Here is a 19,638-nt window from a genome sequence, read left to right as displayed (position 1 = left end):
TCGCTGGATCGGGGCGGGCGCCAGCCTAGCGCCGCGCCGCGGACTCCAGGAACAGCGCGTCCACCAGGTCGGTCGCCCACTTCAGCAGCTCCTGGTCGCGCAGCGGGCGGCCGCCGAGCGGGGCGGTCTTCGGCACGGGCACGAGCAGAGTGTCGGTCGCCGGCTTCAGGATGCTCTTCGGGTACAGCCGCTGCAGCCTGACCTGCTTGGAGTCGGGCAGGTGCGCGGGCGTGAACTTGACGAAGGTGCCCTGGAGGGTGACGTCGCTCAGCCCAGCCTTGCGGGCCTTGGCCCGGAACCGGGCGACCTCCAGCAGGTTCAGCACCGGGACGGGCAGCGGGCCGAACCGGTCCTTCAGCTCCTCGTGCACGGCGCCGATCTCGTCCTCGGAGGTGATCGCGGCGATCCGCCGGTAGGCGTCGAGCCGGAGCCGCTCGCCCGGCACGTACTCGTGCGGCAGGTGCGCGTCGACGGGCAGCTCGACCCTGGTCTCGACGGCCTCGGGCTCGCCGCCGCCCTCCTTCAGTTCCCGCACCGCCTCGCCGACCATCCGGACGTAGAGGTCGAACCCGACGCCCGCGACATGCCCGGACTGCTCGGCGCCGAGGATGTTGCCCGCGCCGCGAATCTCCAGGTCCTTCATCGCGACGTACATGCCGGCGCCGATCTCGGTGTGCTGCGCCAGCGTCGCGAGCCGCTCGTGCGCGGTCTCGGTGAGCGGCTGCTCCGGCTGGTAGAGGAAGTAGGAGTAGGCCCGCTCCCGGCCGCGCCCGACGCGCCCGCGCAACTGGTGGAGCTGCGACAGCCCGTACATGTCGGCGCGGTCGACGATGAGGGTGTTGGCGTTCGGGACGTCCAGCCCGGACTCCACGATCGTGGTCGCGACGAGGACGTCGTAGTTCTTCTCCCAGAAGTCGACCATGACCTTCTCGAGCTCGTGCTCGTTCATCTGGCCGTGCGCGACCGCGATCCGCGCCTCAGGTACGAGCCGCGCCAGGTTCGCCGCCACCTTGTTGATGGAGCGGACGCGGTTGTGCACGAAGAACACCTGGCCCTCGCGCAGCAGCTCGCGCCGGACCGCCGCGGCGATCTGCTTCTCCTCGTAGGGGCCGACGAACGTCAGGACGGGGTGCCGCTCCTCGGGCGGGGTGAGGATCGTCGACATCTCCCGGATGCCGGTGAGGCCCATCTCCAGCGTCCGCGGGATCGGCGTCGCCGACATGGCGAGCACGTCCACCTGCGTCCGCAGCCGCTTCAGCTCCTCCTTGTGCTCGACGCCGAACCGCTGCTCCTCGTCGATGACCACCAGGCCGAGGTTCTTGAAGCGCGTCTGCGCCGACAGGATCCGGTGCGTGCCGACAACGACGTCCACCGAGCCCTCCGACAGCCCGCGCAGCGTCTCCTCGATCTCCTTGTCGGACTGGAACCGGCTGATCGGCTTCACCACGACCGGGAACGCCGCGAACCGCTCGCTGAACGTCGACAGGTGCTGCTGCACCAGCAGCGTCGTCGGCACGAGCACCGCGACCTGCTTGCCGTCCTGGACGGCCTTGAACGCCGCCCGCACGGCGATCTCGGTCTTGCCGTAGCCGACGTCGCCGCAGATCAGCCGGTCCATCGGGACGGGCCGCTCCATGTCGCCCTTCACCTCGTCGATGGCGGCGAGCTGGTCGGGCGTCTCGTTGTAGGGGAAGGCGTCCTCCAGCTCCCGCTGCCACGGGGTGTCGGGTGCGAACCCGTGGCCGGGGCTCGCCATCCGCGCCGAGTACAGCCGGATCAGCTCCCCGGCGATCTGCCTGACCGCCTTGCGGGCGCGGGACTTGGCCTTCTGCCAGTCGGCGCCGCCGAGCCGGTGCAGGCTGGGCGCCTCGCCGCCGACGTAGCGGGTGAGCTCCTCCAGCTGGTCGGTCGGGACGAACAGCCGGTCGCTCTTGGCGTACTCCAGGATCAGGTACTCGCGGGTGGCGCCCTGCACCGTCCGGCTGACCATCTCCACGTACCGCCCGACGCCGTGCTGCTCGTGCACCACGTAGTCGCCCGTCCTGAGCTGGAGCGGGTCGATGCCGCCGCGCCGCCGCGACGGCATGCGCCGCGCGTCCCGCGTGGACGACTTCTGCCCCGACAGGTCGGTCTCGGTCAGCACCGCGAGCTTGACCGACTCCCAGGTGAACCCGTTCTCCAGCAGCCCGGTCGTGACCGTGACCACCGACGGATCGGGCGCGTCCGCCAGATCGGTGAGCCGCGCGCCGACGCCCTCCTCCCCGACGAGCTGGACGAGCCGCTCGGCGGGCCCGTGCCCGGCGGTGACCAGCACGACGCGCCAGCCGCCGTCCGTCCAGCCCTTGAGGTCGCCGACGACGCGGGAGGTGTCGCCGCGGTAGGCCTCCGCCGGCTGCACCGCGAGGCTCAGCGCCTCCGCGTCGCCGCCGGAGGACTCGCCGCCCGGGAGCCCGCCGGCCGCCGCGAGCGGGCTCAGCGCCGTCACGCTCCAGCGCGGCAGCCCGAGCTCCGTGCTGTGCTCGCGGACCTCCTCCAGCGAGCGGAACGCCGCGGCGCCGAGGTCGATCGGCGCCTCTCCCCCGGCGGCGGCGTTGACCCAGCTCGCCTCCAGGAACTCCTGGCTCGTGCGGACCAGCTCCACCGACCGGGTGCGGATCCGCTCCGGCTCGCAGACCAGCAGCGCCGACCCGTCCGGCAGCAGGTCGGTCAGCAGCTCCATGCTCTCGGCGAGGACGGGCGAGAACGCCTCCATGCCCTCGACGGTGTCGCCGTCGGCGATCCGCCCGAGGATCTCCTCCAGGGCGGGGTGCTCGCGCGCGAGCAGCCTCGCGCGCTCGCGCACCTTCTCCGTCAGCGGCAGCTCGCGGCACGGCGGCGCCCACAGCCCGCCCTGCGCGACCTCCAGGGAGCGCTGGTCGGCGGCCTTGAAGTAGCGGATCTCCTCGACGGTGTCGCCCCAGAACTCCACCCGGAGCGGGTGCTCCTCGGTCGGCGGGAACACGTCGAGGATCCCGCCGCGCACCGCGATCTCGCCGCGCTTCTCCACCAGGTCGACGCGGTGGTACCCGGCCTCGACCAGGCGCCGGACCGCCTCGTCCATGTCGGCGTCCTCGCCGGAGGCCAGCCGCACCGGCTCCAGGTCGGCGAGCCCGGACACGATCGGCTGCAGCACCGCGCGGACCGGCGTCACCACGACGTCCAGCGCGCCGCCCTTCGCCGAGCCGTCCCCGCCGGGCGGGCCGCCCGCGCCCGGGTGGACGAGTCGGCGCAGCACCGCGAGCCGCTGCCCGACCGTGTCCGAACGCGGCGACAGCTTCTCGTGCGGCAGCGTCTCCCATGCCGGGAAGTGCGCGACGCGCTCGGGGTCGAGCAGGCTCGACAGGGCGGCGGTCAGGTCCTCGGCCTCGCGGCCGGTCGCGGTCACCGCGAGCACGACGCCCGCGCCGTCCTCGCCCAGGCGGCGGCTCAGCGCGGCGGCCAGGATCGGCCACAGCGCGGCGGGCGCGACGATCTCCCGGTCCGTGCGCGGCCGCGTGAGCGCGTTCCGCAGACCGGGATCGGTGCACGCAAGGTCAACAAGTCCAGAAAGCGTCATAATTCGCCCGATATTCGCCCGCTATTTGGCCGATCACCCCGAGGCAGGGCAGGCCGAAACCCCGGAATCCAGCTGGACCCGGTACCGCGTACCAGCGTACGCGCCCCCCGGCGGCGCTCGTTCAGGCGGCGCCGAAGGCGCCCGTCCGGGGGGTGCGGCCCGCGATCCGTGCCCTGACCGGCACGGACGGCGACACGGTCGTCGCCAAGAAAAAGCAAATAGCGGACGGAGCGCAGCCAAGCGATTACGCTGCGAGATTGTGACCGATCTGCGTACGTCGCCGGTCAACGGCGGCGATCTCTTCTCAGAACGCGCCCGCCAGTACGCCCTAGAGAAGCCCCTGCAGCGGATCCACATCCTCGAAGCGGGCTGCGGCTGGGGTACGGGCCTCGATCTCGGCGACCACGAGCGCGAGGTCACGGGAGTCGACAGGGAGTCCCCGGAGCTGCGCGCCTACACCTGCGAGCGGCCCGACCTCGACACCTGGCACCTCGGCGACCTGCGCACCGTCCCGCTGCCGCCGCGCGCCTTCGACATCGTCCACGCCTCGTACCTGATCGAGCGCGTCCCGCACGCCGAGCTGGTGCTCGACCGGTTCGTCGCCGCATTGAAGCCCGGCGGGCTGATGCTGGTGCATCTGCGCGACCGCGACACCGCGTTCGGGTTCCTGGACCGCACGCTCCCCCGCTGGCTGCGCGCGCCCGGCCGGCGCCGCCTCCGCCCGGAGCGCGCCCCGTTCGCCGAGCGCCCGCGCCGCGCCCGCGGCGCCCACGCCCGCGTCCCGTACCCGGCGGGCGAGGGCGGGGCCGGCCCCGGGCACGCCCCGGCCGGGGAGGTCCTGACGGCACCGGCGGGCCCGGAGCCGGCCGTGCCCCGGCCGGTGCCGGTCGTCCGGACGAGCCCGCCCGCGGCGATCTACGACCGGGTCGCGTCCCGGTCGGGCCTGCGCTGGTACTGCGTCATGCGCGGGCTGGTCGTCGCCGAGGAGTACACCTCGCGGCAGGCGCTGGAGGCCCTCGGGGCCGGAAGCGGCCTGGCCGACCTGCTGTGCCGGCTGGTGTCGGCGGTCACCCGGGGGCGCCTGACGGCGGACCACAGCGAGGTCACCCTCGTCATCCGCAAGCCCGAGAACCGCTTCGCGCGGGTCATCTGACCGGGGCGGCGGGCCGTCCGGGCCGGGGCGGACGTGCGCACGGCCAGGCCGGGGCAGTATTTTTCCTGCGAAAACCCTGCTCGCCACGGATGAGCCCGGCTGCCTCGCCGGGCGGGATCGGAGATCGCGGTGACCGCCGAAGCCGGCCTTCCCGACACGCTGCGCGACCTGCCCGCCTGGACCCCGGACCCGGTCGAGCTCGCCGACCTCGAACTCGTCCTCGCGGTGGTGTACCGCCCGCTGACGGGCTTCCTCGGCTCGTTCGACGCCGCCATGGTGATCGCCGGGGGGCGGCTCGCGGACGGCACCCCGTGGCCGGTCCCGGTCACGCTCTCGGTCCCCAAGGAGCTGACCGGCCATGAGCGGGTCGTCCTTCAGGACCCCGAGGGCGTGCCGCTCGCGGTGCTGCGGGTCGGCGAGGCGTGGCAGGACCCGACGACCCAGGGCTGGCGGCTCGCCGGGCCGCTGGAGGCCCTCCGCGCCCCCGCGCACGGACCGTTCCACCGCCTGCGCCGCCGCCCGGACGAGCTCGACGCGTCCGAGGGCGCCGTGCTCGCGGTGGCCACCCGCGAGCCCCTGCACCGCAAGCAGCTCGGCCAGCTCCGCCAGGTCGCCGAGCGGCTCGCGGCGAAGGTCCTCGTCCTGCCGCTGCTGGGCGGCGAGCACGACGACTCCCTCGTCCGGGCGCTGCTCGGCGTCCGCAAGGAGCTGCCGGACGGCGCCCAGATCGTCCCCGTGCCGCTGCCGGCGCGCGGCGACCGGGAACGCGACATCCTGCTCCGCGCGCACGTCGCCGCAGCCTACGGCGCCACCCACCTGCTCGCCGAACGGGAGATGGAGGGCACCGCCGTCCCGCTCGTCGTCCCGGAGCCGTGGGCCTACGACGCCGACGTGGAGGTCTGGCGGCCCGTCGCGCGCATCGAGCCCGACCACGTCCAGGCGGAGCTGACCCCCGAGCGGCTGGACGAGCTGCTGGACGCGGGCGAGCCCGTCCCCGACTGGTTCACCCCGCCCGCCGTCGCCGCCGAGCTGGCGCTGGCGCGGCCCCCGAAGCGCTCGCGCGGCATCACGGTGTTCTTCACCGGCCTGTCCGGCTCCGGGAAGTCCACGGTCGCGCGCGGCCTGGCCGACGCGCTGGTGGAGCGCGGCGGCCGGACGGTCACGCTCCTGGACGGCGACGTCGTCCGGCGGATGCTGTCGGCGGGCCTGACGTTCTCCCGCGCCGACCGCGACCTCAACATCCGCCGCATCGGCTTCGTCGCCGCCGAGATCACCCGGCACGGCGGCACCGCCGTCTGCGCGCCGATCGCCCCCTACGCGGCCACCCGCGCCGAGGTGCGGCGGATGGTGTCCGCCGTGGGCGACTTCATCCTCGTGCACGTGGCGACGCCGCTGGAGGAGTGCGAGCGCCGCGACCGCAAGGGCCTGTACGCCAAGGCCCGCGCCGGGCAGATCCCCGAGTTCACCGGCATCTCCGACCCCTACGAGGAGCCGGACGACGCCGACCTGACGCTCGACACCTCGCGGCTGACGCCGGACGAGGCGGTCGCACAGGTCCTCGACCTGCTGGTCGGCGGCGGCTGGGTACGGGCGGAGTAGCCTCCCCCGTCCCACCCGTCCCTGTTGCCCGGTATTTCCCGATCCGGAGGGCATCGCCTATCGTGTTAACCATAATTCCTACATGACAGGTAGGTCATGCCGATGGACTTCGATTGGACGATGGCGCTCGGCTCGTTCCTCGTCGCCATCATCGTCGGGCTGACCGGCATGGGCGGGGGCGCCCTGATGACGCCGATGCTCGTGACGTTCTTCGGAGTGAGCCCGCTCGCCGCCGTGTCCAGCGACCTGGTCGCCGCCGCCGTGATGAAACCGGTGGGCAGCGCCGTCCACTACCGGCAGGGCACCATCAACATGCGGCTGGTCCGGTGGCTGTGCGCGGGCTCGGTGCCCGCCGCGTTCTCCGGCGTGCTGCTGGCCCGCGCGCTCGGCCACGGCGACTCCGTGGAGAACGTCATCAGCAAGGCGATGGGCGCGGCCCTGATGATCGCCGCCGCGGGCCTGGTGCTGCGCGGCTACCTCGCCTACCGGGGACGCGCCGGTTCCGCCCGAGGCGACGGCGACCGGTCCCCCGAGATCACGGTCCGCCCCGTCCCGACCGTGCTGGTCGGCGCCGTCGGCGGCCTCGTCGTCGGCATCACCTCGGTCGGCTCCGGCTCCCTCATCATCGTCGCGCTGCTCGCCCTCTACCCCGCGCTCAAGGCCAACCAGCTCGTCGGCACCGACCTGCTCCAGGCCGTCCCGCTGGTGTTCGCGGCCGCCATCGGCCACCTGCTGTTCGGCGACTTCCGCATGGAGGTCACCGCCGCGCTGCTCGCCGGCTCGGTCCCCGGCGTCTACCTCGGCTCCAAGATCTCCTCCCGGGCCCCGAGCGCCCTGATCCGGCGGCTGCTGGCCCTCGTGCTGGTCGCCTCCTCGCTGAAGATGTTCGGCGTCGCGCCCGTCCCCCTCGCCTGGACCATGGTCGTGCTCACCTCCGCCGCGGTCGCCGCCTGGCTCGTGCTTCGCCACCGGGCGGCGCCGCGCCGGGATACGCTCTCCTCTCCGGTCGTTTCCCCCGGCGTCGCCGGTGCCTCAGGAGAGCAGAGCGAACGTGGACCCACGATGGCCGCATGACACCGTCGACGTCCTCGGCGTACGGGTCAGCCGCGTGGACGTCGCGGGGTTCCGCTCCTTCGTGGCGGCGGCCGTCAAGGAGCGGTCCAAGCTGACGGTCACCTTCGCCAACCCTGACTACGTGCTCAGGGCGCAGAAGGATCCGGCGCTGCGGGACCTCATGAACGGCTTCGACCTCAACCTCCCGGACGGGTGGGGCGTCGTGCTGGCCGCGAAGATCTTCGGGCGTCCCGTTCCCGGCCGGATGGCCAACGACGACCTCACCGACGACCTGTTCGGCCAGCCCGCCGAGGAGGGCTGGCGCGTCTTCCTGTTCGGCAACGCGCCCGGCATCGCCGAGGCCGCCGCCGCGAACGTCCGCGCGTGGTACCCGGGCCTGGAGGTCGCGGGCACCGAGCACGGCCACTGGGCGGACGGCCAGGGCCGCATCCCCGCCGAGACCGCCGAGCGCCTCGTCGACGAGATCAACGACGCGGCCCCGGACATCCTGCACGTCGGGCTCGGGACACCGCTGCAGCAGCGGTTCGTCGCCGAGTACCGCGACCGCCTCACCGCACCGGTCATCATCACGTGCGGCGCGTACTTCGAGCACCTCGCCGAACGGCGCGACTACTACCCCGCCTGGGTCACGAAGCTGCGCGTCGGCTTCCTCTACCGCCTGGCGCGCGAGCCCCGCCGCCTCTGGCGCCGCTACACCGTCGAACTGGGCGCCTACCTGGCCCGGGTCCTGCACCATCGCCTGCGGCACGGCAGGAGGCCCGCCGACTGAGCCACGAGCTTCGCACGCCGCACTTCCCAGGAACCACTTCCCGCTATCTAGCTATGTGGTAGGACAAGATGCCATCAGCGTCCCCGGCCGCATCCCGGAGCACCTTCATGCGCCCCACCATCGCCCGCCTTACGGTCACCGCGCTCGCCGCGGTGCTCGCCGTCCCCGCCGCCGCGGGCACGGCCTCCGCCGACCTCTCCCAGTCGGCGGTCGTCTCCGCCAACCCGGTGAACATCACCCCGCACGTGCTGGACGGCACCGTCCGCGCCATCACCGTCGTGGGGAACTGGGTCGTCGTCGGCGGGAACTTCGAGGAGGTCCGCGAGGCCGGCAGCGGCAAGAAGACGGTCAAGCGGCACAACCTGTTCGCCTACGACATGCGGAACGGGAAGATCAGCACGGCCTTCGTCCCGAAGGTCAACGGGACCGTCCACGCGCTGCAGCCCGGGTCCAGCGACTGGATCTACGCCGCCGGGACGTTCACGACCGTCAACGGCGTCAAGACCGGCACGGTGACCGCGCTCAAGATCTCGACCAACAAGGTCCACACCGGCTTCAAGCCGAACGTGAACTACCGGGTCAACACCATGGTGGTGCGCGGCGGCCGGCTCTACATCGGCGGTTCCTTCACCAAGGCCGGCGGCAAGGCGCGCACGGGGCTCGCGCGGGTCGACAGGCTGACGGGCGTCGCCGACAACGCGTTCAACTTCACCATCGCCCAGCCCCGGGCGGGCGACCTCAAGGTGTACCGGATGGCGGTCGACCGCACCGACACCCGGATGGTCATCAACGGGACGTTCACCAGGGTGAACGACCAGCGCCGGGTCCAGATCGCGATGATCAACCTGGGCAAGGGCACCGCGAAGCTGTCGACCTGGTCGACCGAGCGGTACGCCACCCCCTGCAACCTCGCCGCGTTCGACACCTACATGCGGGGCATGGACTTCTCGCCCGACGGCAAGTACTTCGTGGTCGTCACCACGGGCGGCCCCTACGGCCAGGCCCAGATGTGCGACTCGGCCGCCCGCTGGGAGTCGTCCCCCACCGGGTCGGGGCAGAAGCCGACCTGGGTCAACTGGACGGGCGGCGACACGCTGCTGTCCACCTCGGTGACCGGCGCCGCGGTCTACGTCGGCGGGCACCAGCGCTGGCTGAACAACCCCTACGGGCACGACTCCGCCGGTCCCGGCGCCGTCTCGCGCCCCGGCATCGGCGCGCTCGACCCGAAGACCGGCAAGGCGCTCCCGTGGAACCCCACGCGGACGCTCGGCCACGGCGTCGAGACGCTGGTCGCCCATCCGAAGGGGATGCTCGTCGGCAGCGACACCGACCAGCTCGGTCACGAGTACCACGGACGCCTCGGGATGTTCCCCACGGGGTGAGCCGGCGGCTCGCATGAGATGAAGAGCGGGGACGTTCTGCGGGAGGGGGCGGGACCGTGGTCCATCACGAAAAGCGCGAGGTGGTCCCCGGCGGCCATCACCGGCCGGACGCGCGCCGCTCGCTGCCCGTCCCGCCGGCCGGGCCGCGGCGGCGCCGCGACCGGCGCCGCGGGCCCCGCCCGTTCTTCTACGTCACCTCCGCGGGCGCCCTGCTGGTCCTGGGCGGCTCCGCGGGCGCGATCGCCCTGTCGGGGACCGGCACGACCCACCACGCCCGGACGGCCGCCGCTCGCGCGAACGCGGTCGTGTCCGCCACGGCGGACACCTACGTGGTGCGCGAGATGCCCGGCACGACGTTCGGCGACGCGCAGAAGATCACCGCCTCGGCGTGGCCCGGCTGGCACACCGAGGCCTACGTCGCGTTCACGGTCCCGCCCGGCACCCCGGCGGTCACCCGGGCCCGCGTGGAGCTGACGTTCGACCGGCTGGAGAACCGGCCGCGGCAGGTCGAGCTGCGCACGCTGCCCGGCGCGTGGACGGAGGACGGCACGTCCTGGGGCAACCGCCCGGTCGCCGGACCCGTCGTGGCGACCGCCCCCACCGGTTCGGGGGGCAAGGTGTCCTTCGACGTCGGCAAGGTGGTGTCCGGCCCCGGCCTCTACGCGTTCGCCATCACCGGCCCGGGCTCACGGACGGCGGTCTCGCTGCGCTCCCGGGAGACCGCCGCGGGCCCGCGCCTCGTCCTGCGGACCCGGCCCGGCGCACCGCCGCCGACGCCGAGCAGGTCGCCGGAGACGTCCGGCACGGCGCTTCCCGCGCCCGGGCCGGAACCCACCTGGGAGACCCCGCAACCGGTGAAGACCCCCAGGACGTCCCCGGCCGGCGGCCGGACGCTCTGCGGCCTCTCCCTCGAACTCAAGCCGGGTGAGACCTTCCAGAAGGCCCTCACCCGCCTGGACGCCGCCTACGGCGGCCTGGAGACGGTCCGGCTGTTCTACCAGGGCGTCCCGCCCGCCTGGCCGGGCAAGCCCGACACCGGGAACCGCCCGCCGATCATCTCGTTCAAGCTGGCGCCCAAGGACGTCCTCGCCGGCAGGTACGACCGGGAGCTGACCCGCTGGTTCGCCACCGCGCCCCGCGACCGCGACCTCTACTGGGTCTACTACCACGAGCCCGAGGACAACATCGCCTCCGGCGAGTTCACCGCCGCCGACTACCGCGCCGCGTGGCGGCGGCTGCGGTCCCTCGCCGACAAGGCCGGCAACTCCCGCCTCCACGCCACCCTCGTCCTGATGGGCTGGAGCCTCGACCCGCTGTCCAAGCGCGACTGGCGCGACTACTACCCGGGCCGCGACGTCGTCCAGGTCCTCGGCTGGGACGTGTACAACCTCGGCTGGAAGAAGGGCCGCTACGACGACCCGGCCGCCATGTACGACCGCGTCGTCGCCGTGAGCAAGGGCGAGGACCTCCCGTTCGGCGTCGCCGAGACCGGCAGCTACCTCGTCGCCGGAGACAACGGCGACCGGCGCGCCGCCTGGCTGCAGGCCACCAACGCCTACCTCGCCAGGAACCGTGCCCTGTGGGTCGCCTACTTCGACCTCGACTGGAACACCGGCGACTTCCGCCTCCTCGACGCCCAGAGCCGCAAGGCCTGGAGCGACTTCTGCTGAAGGCCCCGTCCGCGGCCCGGGCCACTACCGGCCCGGGCCCCTGGCGGGTTAGGCCCTGACGGGCCGGGCCCCCCATGGAGCCCGCCGACGTGCCGCGCCCCCCACCGGGTTCCCGGTGGGGGGCGCGGCACGTGCGGTGACGCGTTCCTACTTGCGGGCCAGGATGATGGTCCACAGCGCGGCGCGGCTGGCGGCGTCGGTCGTCGCCGTCTTTCCGCCGTAGGTGCCGGTGGCGACCGTGCCGTCGCTGTCGGCGACCAGGGCCGTGATGCGGCCGCTGCCCGAGCCGATCCCGGTGCCGCGGGTCTCCACACCGGCCGGGGCCGTCCAGGACGTGGTGCTGGACGACTTGTCCGCCCAGTACGTCACCGCCCAGGACCCGGCGGCGTCCACCTGCGCGGACGGGCTGGTGTGGTCGGTGCCGGAACCGGGGTCGCTGCCCTTGGCCACCGCCGCGACCGGGTCGGTGGCGTTGGTGCCCTCGTAGGCGAGCAGCCGGATGTCGGCCTTGGTGTAGGTGCTCAACCCGATGCCGACCTGCGTGCCGGCGTCACCGGCCTGGGCGACGCGCTTCCAGACGACGGACGTCGCGGTGCCCGCCGCCTGCGTGCCGATCTGCGTCCACCCGGAGGGCGGGGACGCCAGCGTCGCCTCGCTGCTGTTGAACGTCAGCATGAGGATCATGCCGTCGCCGGGCTGCACCGCCGGCGGGACCTGCGCCGTGGCGGTCTGGACGTTGCCGTTGCCGCCCGCCCCGCCGCGGTAGCCGATGTTCACCTGGTTCGAGGCGACCGTCACGTCCTGGGACCTGGTGCCCTTGCCGCCGCGGTCGTCGGTCACCGTCAGCTTGACCGTGTAGGTGCCGGCCGCGGCGAACGCGTGCTGCGGCGCGGCGCCCGTGCCGGTCTCGCCGTCGCCGAAGTCCCAGGCGTAGGAGGCGATCGAACCGTCGGGGTCGGACGAGCCGGCGGCGTTGAACGTGCAGTCGAGCCCGTCGCAGTTGCCGGCGAACGCGGCGTTCGGCGGCTGGTTCGGCGTCCCCGCGTACAGGAACACGGTCCGGCCGCGCCAGTCGGCGGTGCTGACCTCGGTCGACGAGCCGGACGGCACTCCCGCCGCGGAGAACGCGACCCGGTAGAGCCGGCCGTTGCCGTTGTTGACGTAGTAGAGGTCCGCGCCGTTGACGAACATGCCGCCGGCCGAGCTCCAGCTCATGCCGGGCAGGTTGTTCACCGCGACGAACTCCTGCGCGCCGACGACGTTGCTCTCCGGGTTGAACGTCCGGTAGTAGAGCGCCGACTGCCCGCGCGTGTAGTAGATCCGGCCCTTGGCGAAGAACATGCCGGTGATGTTCGCCACCTGCGAGTGCCAGGTCGACATGGTGGCGAGCTGGTCGGCGGTGTCGATGGTGGCGGCCGTGCCGAGCGCGGTGCCGTCGAAGGAGCGGCGCCGGAACAGGCCGTCCGACGACCCGTAGAAGAGCTCCCCGTTGACCATGAACGCGCCGCGCGCGGTCCGCCAGTCGACGCCCGCGGTGCCGTCCTCGACCGCGGCGCCGGCGGTGCTGCCGTCGAACGAGCGGTGCCTGAGGTAGTTGGCGGCCCCGAAGCCCGTGCCGCCGCCGGAGTAGACGTTCCCGGGCAGCTCACCGGTGCTGTACGCGGGGACGGCCGCGCCGCCGGCGACGGGGAACATCGCGAGCTTCTGGTGGAACTCGCCGCCGACGTTGTCGGTGTCGCTGCCGATCCACAGTCCCTCGTCGGTGGCCAGCATGTCGAAGACGCCGACGCCCTTGTCGCGGCCGGGGTTCCAGCTGAACGGCAGGCCGCTGGCCGGGTCGAGCGCGACGATGCCCTCGCGGCCGACGGCGCCCTGGCCGGGGTTGTCGCCCGCGAACGGGTTGTTCGCCCACCGGAAGTGGCCGCCGGTGTAGACGGCCGTGTCGGTGATCTCCACGGCGTAGGTGGTGTCGCCCCCGGTGTAGTTCACCCAGGTCGGCTGCTGGCCGCCGCCTGCGGCGGTGTTCTCCCAGCGGGCCTGGGTGTCGCACAGCTTCGCGGAGCCGCCGTAGGCGCCGGTGGTCGTCACCACGAAGTACGAGCCGTCCGGAGAGAACTCGACGTCGCGCATGTAGGTGTCGAACGACTGAGAGCACTGGTCGGCGTAGCGGGCGGTGTCCCAGTTCGCGAGCTGGGCGGACGGGCCGCCGAGGTCCACCATGACGATCTGGCGGCGGGTGCTGCCCGCGACCGAGTTGAAGTTGCCGATGCCGACGAGCTTGGAGCCGTCCGGGCTGACGTCCATCTTGTAGATCTGGGTGACGCCGTCGCCGGTCTGGGTGCCGGCGAAGTTCAGGTTCACGAAGTCGTCGCGGGCCCCCGTCTGGGGGTCGAGGGCGGCGAGGGCCGCCCTCGCGGCGCCGCCGACGGTCGCGAAGGTGCCGCCGGCGTACAGCCGGCCGCCCGCCAGCCGCAGGTCGCGGACCTTGGCGTCGAGCTGGGGGTCGAACGAGGCGATGGGGGCGCCGGTCTGGGCGTTGATCCTGGCGAGCACGAAGTGCCGGACGCCGTTGATCTCGCTGAAGCTTCCGCCGACGTAGATCGACTGGCCGTCGGGTGCGGGCAGCAGAGCGCTGGCCTCGCCCTTGTTGAGGTCGGGCGTGAAGCCGGTGTCGATGGCGCCGGTGGCGGCGTCGAAGGCGAACAGCCGGTTGCGGACCAGCGTCGGCTTGTTGGCCCCGACCTCCTTCACCTGGGTGAAGGAGCCGCCGACGTAGATCTTGCCGCCGATCTTGATGATCGACTTGACATCGCCGTCCAGCACGTTCGGCGTGTGGTTCGCCGGGTCGGCGCTGACGACCCTGCCGTGCCCGGGTTCGGATCCCCTCTGGTCCGCGCGCGCCGGGGTGCCCGCGGCGAGGCTCCCCGTAAGCGTTCCCAGCGCCAGCGCGGCCCCCACGGCCAACGCCCCCCACCTGCGTCTGCCCATCGACCCCTCCGTGCAAGATAGAAGTAAGACGCCGCGTTGCCCGTGAAGGCACACGACGCCGCGCAATCGTAGCCAGCGGGCCACCGGACCGCCGTTTGATCACTGACTTTTCGGTTCCGGCCGCCGAACAGCACGGCGATCCGCCTGCCGCAGGACCCCGCGACGCGCCCCGGCGGGCACGCCCATCGCGTCTCGCGAGGTACGCTGCGCACCTCGAAAGGACGCTTGCCGGGTCTCACCGGACGACCGGATCGCGTGGCCGAAGTCGGCCACCGCGGGCTGTCGCCCCTGGTAAGAGACAGGACGTCCTTCCATGGGCGACGCGCGTCCGGGACCGGACGGAACGGTCCGCGCGCCCGCAGGCGCGTCCCACGGAAACGGAGCGGTGATTGGCCGGGATGCGAGGGATCGCGGGGAGCACTCCTCTCGCGACGCCGCGGCTGCTGCCCTGGCGCCTGCGGCCGGGATGGCCGCTCGCCGTCGCGCTGCTCGGCTTCCCGCTGTGGTGGATCCTCGGCCTGGCCAACATCGTGCTGCTCGTCATCAGCGTGCCCATGGGCATGACGCTGTGGCGGCGGCGCGGCACCCTGGTCGCGCCGGGCGGGTTCGGGGTGTGGCTGTTCTTCCTGCTCTGGGTCGCGCTGGGCGTGCTCGTGCTGTGGGCCGACGCGCCCCTCGCCGAACCGGGCGGCGGGTTCAGCCGGGTCCTGGTGTACGGCTACCGGCTCGCCTGGTACCTGTCGTCCACCATCGTGCTGCTCTACGTCGGCAACATGAGCGAGCGGGAGCTGCCGTCGGGCAAGATCGGCAGGCTCCTCGGCTACATGTTCATCGTGACGACCGTCGGCGGGGTGATCGGTTCGTTCTTCCCCTCGATCCAGCTCACCTCGCCGGTGGAGATGGTGCTGCCGCACGGGTTGACCTCCAACTCCTTCGTCCGCGACATCGTCCACCCGAGGGTCTCCGAGGTGGAGTCGATCCTCGGGTTCGAGCAGTCCCGGCCCATGGCGCCCTTCGCCTACGCCAACACCTGGGGCGCCGCCTACGCGTTCTTCCTCCCGTACTTCCTGCTGACCTGGATCGTCCGCGCCGACATGCGGCGCCGCGCGTTCGGGCTGGCCGTCCTCGCCGCGTCGCTGTGGCCGGTCGTGTACTCGCTGAACCGGGGGCTGTGGGGGGCGCTCGGCGCGATCGGCCTGTTCGGCGTCGCGAAACTGCTCCAGGTGGGGGGTCCCCGCGTGATCGCCTGGACGGCCGGGATGGCCGCGGCGGGCGCGATCGTCGTGGCGCTGTCGCCGCTGCCCGGCCTCGTCCAGGACCGCCTCGACAACCCGCACAGCAACAACCGCCGCACGCTGCTGGCCGAGGAGACCACCCGCAGCGCCCTCACCGGCTCCCCGCTGGTCGGTTTCGGGTCCACCCGCAACGTCCAGGGCGACCTCGGCCAGGTCTCCGGCGGCGACAAGATCGGCTGCAAGGCGTGCGGCTCGCCGCCGCTCGGCACCCAGGGCCATCTGTGGCTCCTGCTGTTCGCCAACGGCATCGTCGGGACGATCGCGTTCTGCGCGTTCTTCGCCGTCCGGTTCCTGCGGCACTGGCGCGAGCGCGGCGCGTACTCGCTGGCGGGCTGCGCCGTCCTGATCGCCTGCGGCCTGTTCATGATCACTTACGACATGGTGGAGGTACCGCTGTACACGGTGATGATCGCTGTGGGCCTGATGTGGCGGGCGAGCCGGGACGCCCGCGCCGAGGCCCGGCCGCGCGCCCGTGCCCGGGTCGCCGCCGAGGAGGCGCCGCTGTGAGCGCCCCGGAGCAGACGCGGGCCGCCTGGATCTCGGCGGTGCGGGACCTGTGGCCGGACGCGCGGGTGGAGGCCGTCGGGCCGGGGCGCTCCGAGGGGGCGCGCCGGGAACTGGCGTTCCTGCCGGACGCGGAACGGCCGCGCCTGCTCGTCCCGGCGGGGATGCCGCGCGCCACCGCGGCCGCGCTGCGCCGCTACAGCCACGACCTCGGCGTGAAGCAGCGCGCCTCCCGCGGCCTGACGGCGGCGGCGGTGCGCACCGGGCTGCCGGAGCGGACGCTGCGCGACCGGCTCCGCGTCACCGGCGGCGGCCCCTCCGTCGAGGACCGGCTGTCGGAACTGCTCGGCCGGCCGGTGGTGGTCAGCGTGGGGCTCGGGAGCGCCCGCGCCAACCGCAAACCGATCCTGCACGTGCTGACGCCGCGCGGCGAGCCCGCGGCGTTCGTCAAGATCGGCGACACCGGCACGGCCCGCGCCCTGCTCGCCGGCGAGGCAGCCGCCCTCACCTACCTGAACGCCCACCTGCCCGCCTCGGAGTCGCGCGGGCGCCCGCACGTCCCGCGGCTGCTCCACCACGGCACCTGGCACGGCCTCGACCTGCTCGTCCTCGAACCGCTCCCGACCGGCGCGCTTGGCTGGCGTCCGCGGAGCCGGGCCCCCGTCGCCCAGATGCGGGCGCTGTTCGAGGTCGGCGGCGTCGAGCGGGCGCCGCTGCGCGGCAGCGCCTACTGGCAGGAGATGACCGCGAGCCCCGGCCTGGTCCTGGACGAGCGGCAGCGCGACGCCTTCGGCGAGGTCGTCGAGGGCGTCGGCAAGGCGCACGGCGACCTGGTCCTGGACTTCGGCGCCTGGCACGGCGACTGGACGCCGTGGAACATGGCCTGGCACCGCGGCGTGCTGCGCCTGTGGGACTGGGAGCGGTTCTCGCGCGGCGTCCCGAACGGGTTCGACCTGCTGCACTACCGGCTCCAGGAGGCGATGCGCACCGCGTCCGGGCCGCCCTACGCCACCTGGCCGGACGGCGCCGCCGCCCTCCTGGAGCCGCTCGGGCCGACGGGCCCCGCCGCGGAGGCGACCGTCCGGCTCTACCTCCTGGAGCTGTGCCGCCGCTACCTGCTGGCCGCCCAGGAGCCGATCGGCGGGCCGCTGCGCGCCGACACCGAGCGCCTGCTCACCCTCCTGCACACCACTACACCGGACACGATTTCGGGAGGAACCCCGTGATCTCACGCCGTGACGCCCCCCCGTGGGTCAAGGAGGCGGGCCGCGCCGCGACCCGCGCCGGAGGTCGGCTGACCTCCGGCGCCCGGATGCTGCCGGACTTCCTCATGGTCGGCACCCAGCGCGGCGGCACCACCTCGCTGTTCCGGGCCCTGGCCGCGCACCCGGCGACCGTCCAGCCCAACTTCCACAAGGGCGTGCACTACTTCGACGTCAACTACCCGCGCGGTCTCGGCTGGTACCGGGGGCACTTCCCGGTCCGCGCGCTCGCCGAGCGCCGCACGCGGGGCGCCGCCCCGCAGGCGTTCGAGTCCGCCGGCTACTACATGCACCACCCGCTGGCGCCGGAGCGGATCGCCGCCGACCTGCCCGGGGTCAAGCTCGTCGTCCTGCTGCGCGACCCCGTGGTGCGGGCCTACTCCGCCCACAAGCACGAGCTCGCCCGGGGGTTCGAGACCGAGCCGTTCGAGCGGGCCCTGGACCTGGAGCCCGAGCGGCTCTCCGGGGAGGTCGAGAAGATCCGGGCCGACCCCGCCTACGTGAGCCACAGCCACCGGCATCACTCCTACCTGGACCGCGGCCGCTACGCCGAACAGATCGAGCGGCTGTTCGCCCTCTTCGGAAGGGACAGGGTGCTCGTGCTGTTCGCGGAGGACTTCTTCACCGAACCGGAGCCCTGCTACGACTCCGCCCTGGAGTTCCTGGGACTGCCGGCGTGGCGGCCCGCGTCGTTCGAACGGCACAACGCCCGGCCCGGCTCCCCGCTGCCGGACCACCTGCAGCGCCGCCTGGCCGACTACTACGCCCCCTGGGACGACAAGCTCGCCGCGCTCCTCGGCGCCGAACCCGCCTGGCGGCGATGAGGCGGCGATGAGCAAACGCACCCTCGGCCCGGCCAGCGTGCAGGCGGAACCGCCGCTCGCTCCGGACTCGATCCCGGTGACCCGGTACGCGGGCGTGGTCCGCCGCCACCTGGTCGCGCTGCTGGCCGCGCTGCTGGCCGGGTGCGCGCTCGGGATCGTGAAGATCGTGCTGACGCCGACGACCTACACCGCGCAGATCTACGTGCTGGCGCCGCCGGTCGCGCTGCACCCCTCCATCGACATCGGCTCGGCGCTCGACACCAACACCCGCGCTCCCCGCGAGACGACGATGGACACCGAGGCCCAGCTCGTCTGGTCCCACCCGGTGCTGTCCAAGCTGGCGGGGCGGCCCGGCTTCGACGCGTCCGACGCCGAACTGCGCGACCGCATCGGCCTGACGGTGCCGTCCAACACCCACGTGCTCACGATCTCGGTGCGGGCCGGCACGCCGCGGACCGCCCAGGACGGCGCCCGGGTCGTCGCCGACTCCTACCTGACGCTGCGGAACCGGATCCTCGGCCAGGTGCTGGAGCACAACCGCCAGGCGCTGGAGCACAACGCCGAGCTGCTGAAGAAGCAGCTCGCCGCGCTGCCCGGCGACGAGGACGAGCTGCGCCGGCTCACCACCCGCACGCGCCGCCAGGCGCTCGTGAAGCAGATCCGCGACGTGGAGAAGCAGGTAACGACGATCAAGAGCAAGCAGGAGCAGCCCGGGGAGGTGCTGCGCGGGGCCCCGCTCCCCCGGCGGGGCGACGATCCCGGCCGCGACGTCGCGGCCGCGACCGGGCTCGGCATCGGGCTGCTCGGCTGGCTCGGCTACGTGGTGATCCGCGAGGTGCGGCCGCGCCGCATCCGGCGCCCCGCCGACCTGCGGCTGCACAGCCGGCTTCCGATCATGGTCGAGGGGACGGCGCTCGGCACCGGGCACCGCGAGGTCGCGCGCCGGCTGCGCAACCTGGTCTTCGACGCCGACGCCACCACCGTGCTGGTCACCGGGGTGCCCGGATCCGCCGGCACCGCCGTGGCCTACGAGCTGGCCGAGCTGTGCACCGAGGGCGGCTCGGCGACGACGGTGCTGCGCATCGTGGCCGACGGCGAGCCCTTCCACGAGCCGCCGGCCGCGGCCGGGACCGGCCACTCCTTCAACGTCCGGCTGGTGCGCAGCGACGACGACCGGCAGCTCACCCGGGCCGTCGACAAGGCGGGCCGCGTTTCGCGCATCGTCGTCATCACCACACCCGACATCAACGGCGCGGACACCATCGCCGCGGCCGCGGCCAGCGACGTGGCCCTGGTCGTGGTCGAACGGGGACGGGCCCTGGACCGCGAGGTCGCGAGCGGGGTGCTGGCCCTCGACCAGGCCGCCAGCCCCGCGCGCGTGATCGTGCTGACCGCACCCGTCCTGCACGGGCCCGCGTCCCCGGCGCCGCGGCGCGCCCAGCACCGGTCCCCGGTCGGGGCCGCCGCTCCCGGACAAGGTTGAGATGAACAGAACCGTCTTCTTGCAACGCGCGGTTAAAGTC

General features: G+C 73.3%; 12 protein-coding genes. 10 read left to right on the top strand and 2 right to left on the bottom strand.

From position 1 onward, the window contains the following. Positions 1-25: 25 nt before the first annotated feature. Positions 26-3,595, bottom strand: a complete 3,570-nt coding sequence (gene mfd, locus CHC11_RS10025; RefSeq protein ID WP_089311361.1) for a transcription-repair coupling factor — start codon at positions 3,593-3,595, stop codon at positions 26-28. A 259-nt stretch (positions 3,596-3,854) separates the two neighbouring features. Between mfd and CHC11_RS42530 the strand changes: the two genes are divergently transcribed. From CHC11_RS42530 to CHC11_RS09995, 6 genes are all read left to right on the top strand, one after another. Beyond that, the gene (locus CHC11_RS42530; protein WP_245919019.1) at positions 3,855-4,748 is read left to right on the top strand and encodes a class I SAM-dependent methyltransferase; all 894 of its coding nucleotides are present in this window, start codon (positions 3,855-3,857) and stop codon (positions 4,746-4,748) included. A gap of 129 nt (positions 4,749-4,877) precedes the next feature. Further along, on the top strand, positions 4,878-6,347 hold the full coding sequence (gene cysC / locus CHC11_RS10015; RefSeq protein ID WP_089311360.1) for an adenylyl-sulfate kinase: 1,470 nt from the start codon (positions 4,878-4,880) through the stop codon (positions 6,345-6,347). A 102-nt stretch (positions 6,348-6,449) separates the two neighbouring features. Further along, a complete protein-coding gene (locus CHC11_RS10010) occupies positions 6,450-7,421 on the top strand; it encodes a sulfite exporter TauE/SafE family protein (protein ID WP_089311637.1) in 972 nt (323 codons plus the stop codon). Continuing rightward, positions 7,399-8,190 carry a WecB/TagA/CpsF family glycosyltransferase gene (locus CHC11_RS10005; RefSeq protein WP_089311359.1) on the top strand — a complete coding sequence of 264 codons (792 nt, stop codon included), beginning with the start codon at positions 7,399-7,401 and terminating at the stop codon, positions 8,188-8,190. The genes CHC11_RS10010 and CHC11_RS10005 overlap by 23 nt, the downstream gene beginning before the upstream one ends. Before the next feature lie 107 nt (positions 8,191-8,297). After that, the gene (locus CHC11_RS10000; protein ID WP_089311358.1) at positions 8,298-9,572 is read left to right on the top strand and encodes a hypothetical protein; all 1,275 of its coding nucleotides are present in this window, start codon (positions 8,298-8,300) and stop codon (positions 9,570-9,572) included. A 56-nt stretch (positions 9,573-9,628) separates the two neighbouring features. Next, positions 9,629-11,242 carry a CBM96 family carbohydrate-binding protein gene (locus CHC11_RS09995; protein ID WP_089311357.1) on the top strand — a complete coding sequence of 538 codons (1,614 nt, stop codon included), beginning with the start codon at positions 9,629-9,631 and terminating at the stop codon, positions 11,240-11,242. A 147-nt stretch (positions 11,243-11,389) separates the two neighbouring features. Here CHC11_RS09995 and CHC11_RS09990 read toward each other — a convergent pair whose 3' ends face one another. After that, complete coding sequence (locus tag CHC11_RS09990) at positions 11,390-14,230, bottom strand: PKD domain-containing protein (protein ID WP_089311356.1); 2,841 nt, start codon at positions 14,228-14,230, stop codon at positions 11,390-11,392. A 398-nt stretch (positions 14,231-14,628) separates the two neighbouring features. Between CHC11_RS09990 and CHC11_RS09985 the strand changes: the two genes are divergently transcribed. Genes CHC11_RS09985 through CHC11_RS09970 form a run of 4 tightly spaced genes read left to right on the top strand, consistent with a single transcriptional unit; the run spans position 14,629 to position 19,598 of the window. Next, positions 14,629-16,032, top strand: a complete 1,404-nt coding sequence (locus tag CHC11_RS09985) for a hypothetical protein (RefSeq protein ID WP_245919082.1) — start codon at positions 14,629-14,631, stop codon at positions 16,030-16,032. After that, on the top strand, positions 16,029-17,255 hold the full coding sequence (locus tag CHC11_RS09980; protein WP_089311355.1) for a hypothetical protein: 1,227 nt from the start codon (positions 16,029-16,031) through the stop codon (positions 17,253-17,255). The genes CHC11_RS09985 and CHC11_RS09980 overlap by 4 nt, the downstream gene beginning before the upstream one ends. Beyond that, positions 17,252-18,115, top strand: coding sequence for a sulfotransferase domain-containing protein (locus tag CHC11_RS09975; protein ID WP_089311354.1), 864 nt, complete (start codon positions 17,252-17,254; stop codon positions 18,113-18,115). The genes CHC11_RS09980 and CHC11_RS09975 overlap by 4 nt, the downstream gene beginning before the upstream one ends. A gap of 7 nt (positions 18,116-18,122) precedes the next feature. Beyond that, positions 18,123-19,598: a GumC domain-containing protein gene (locus CHC11_RS09970; RefSeq protein ID WP_089311353.1), complete on the top strand. Its 1,476-nt coding sequence runs from the start codon at positions 18,123-18,125 to the stop codon at positions 19,596-19,598. Positions 19,599-19,638: the final 40 nt, after the last annotated feature.

Source organism: Actinomadura mexicana (assembly GCF_900188105.1).
GTDB lineage: Bacteria > Actinomycetota > Actinomycetes > Streptosporangiales > Streptosporangiaceae > Spirillospora > Spirillospora mexicana.
This window is presented reverse-complemented; position numbering and strand designations above follow the sequence as displayed.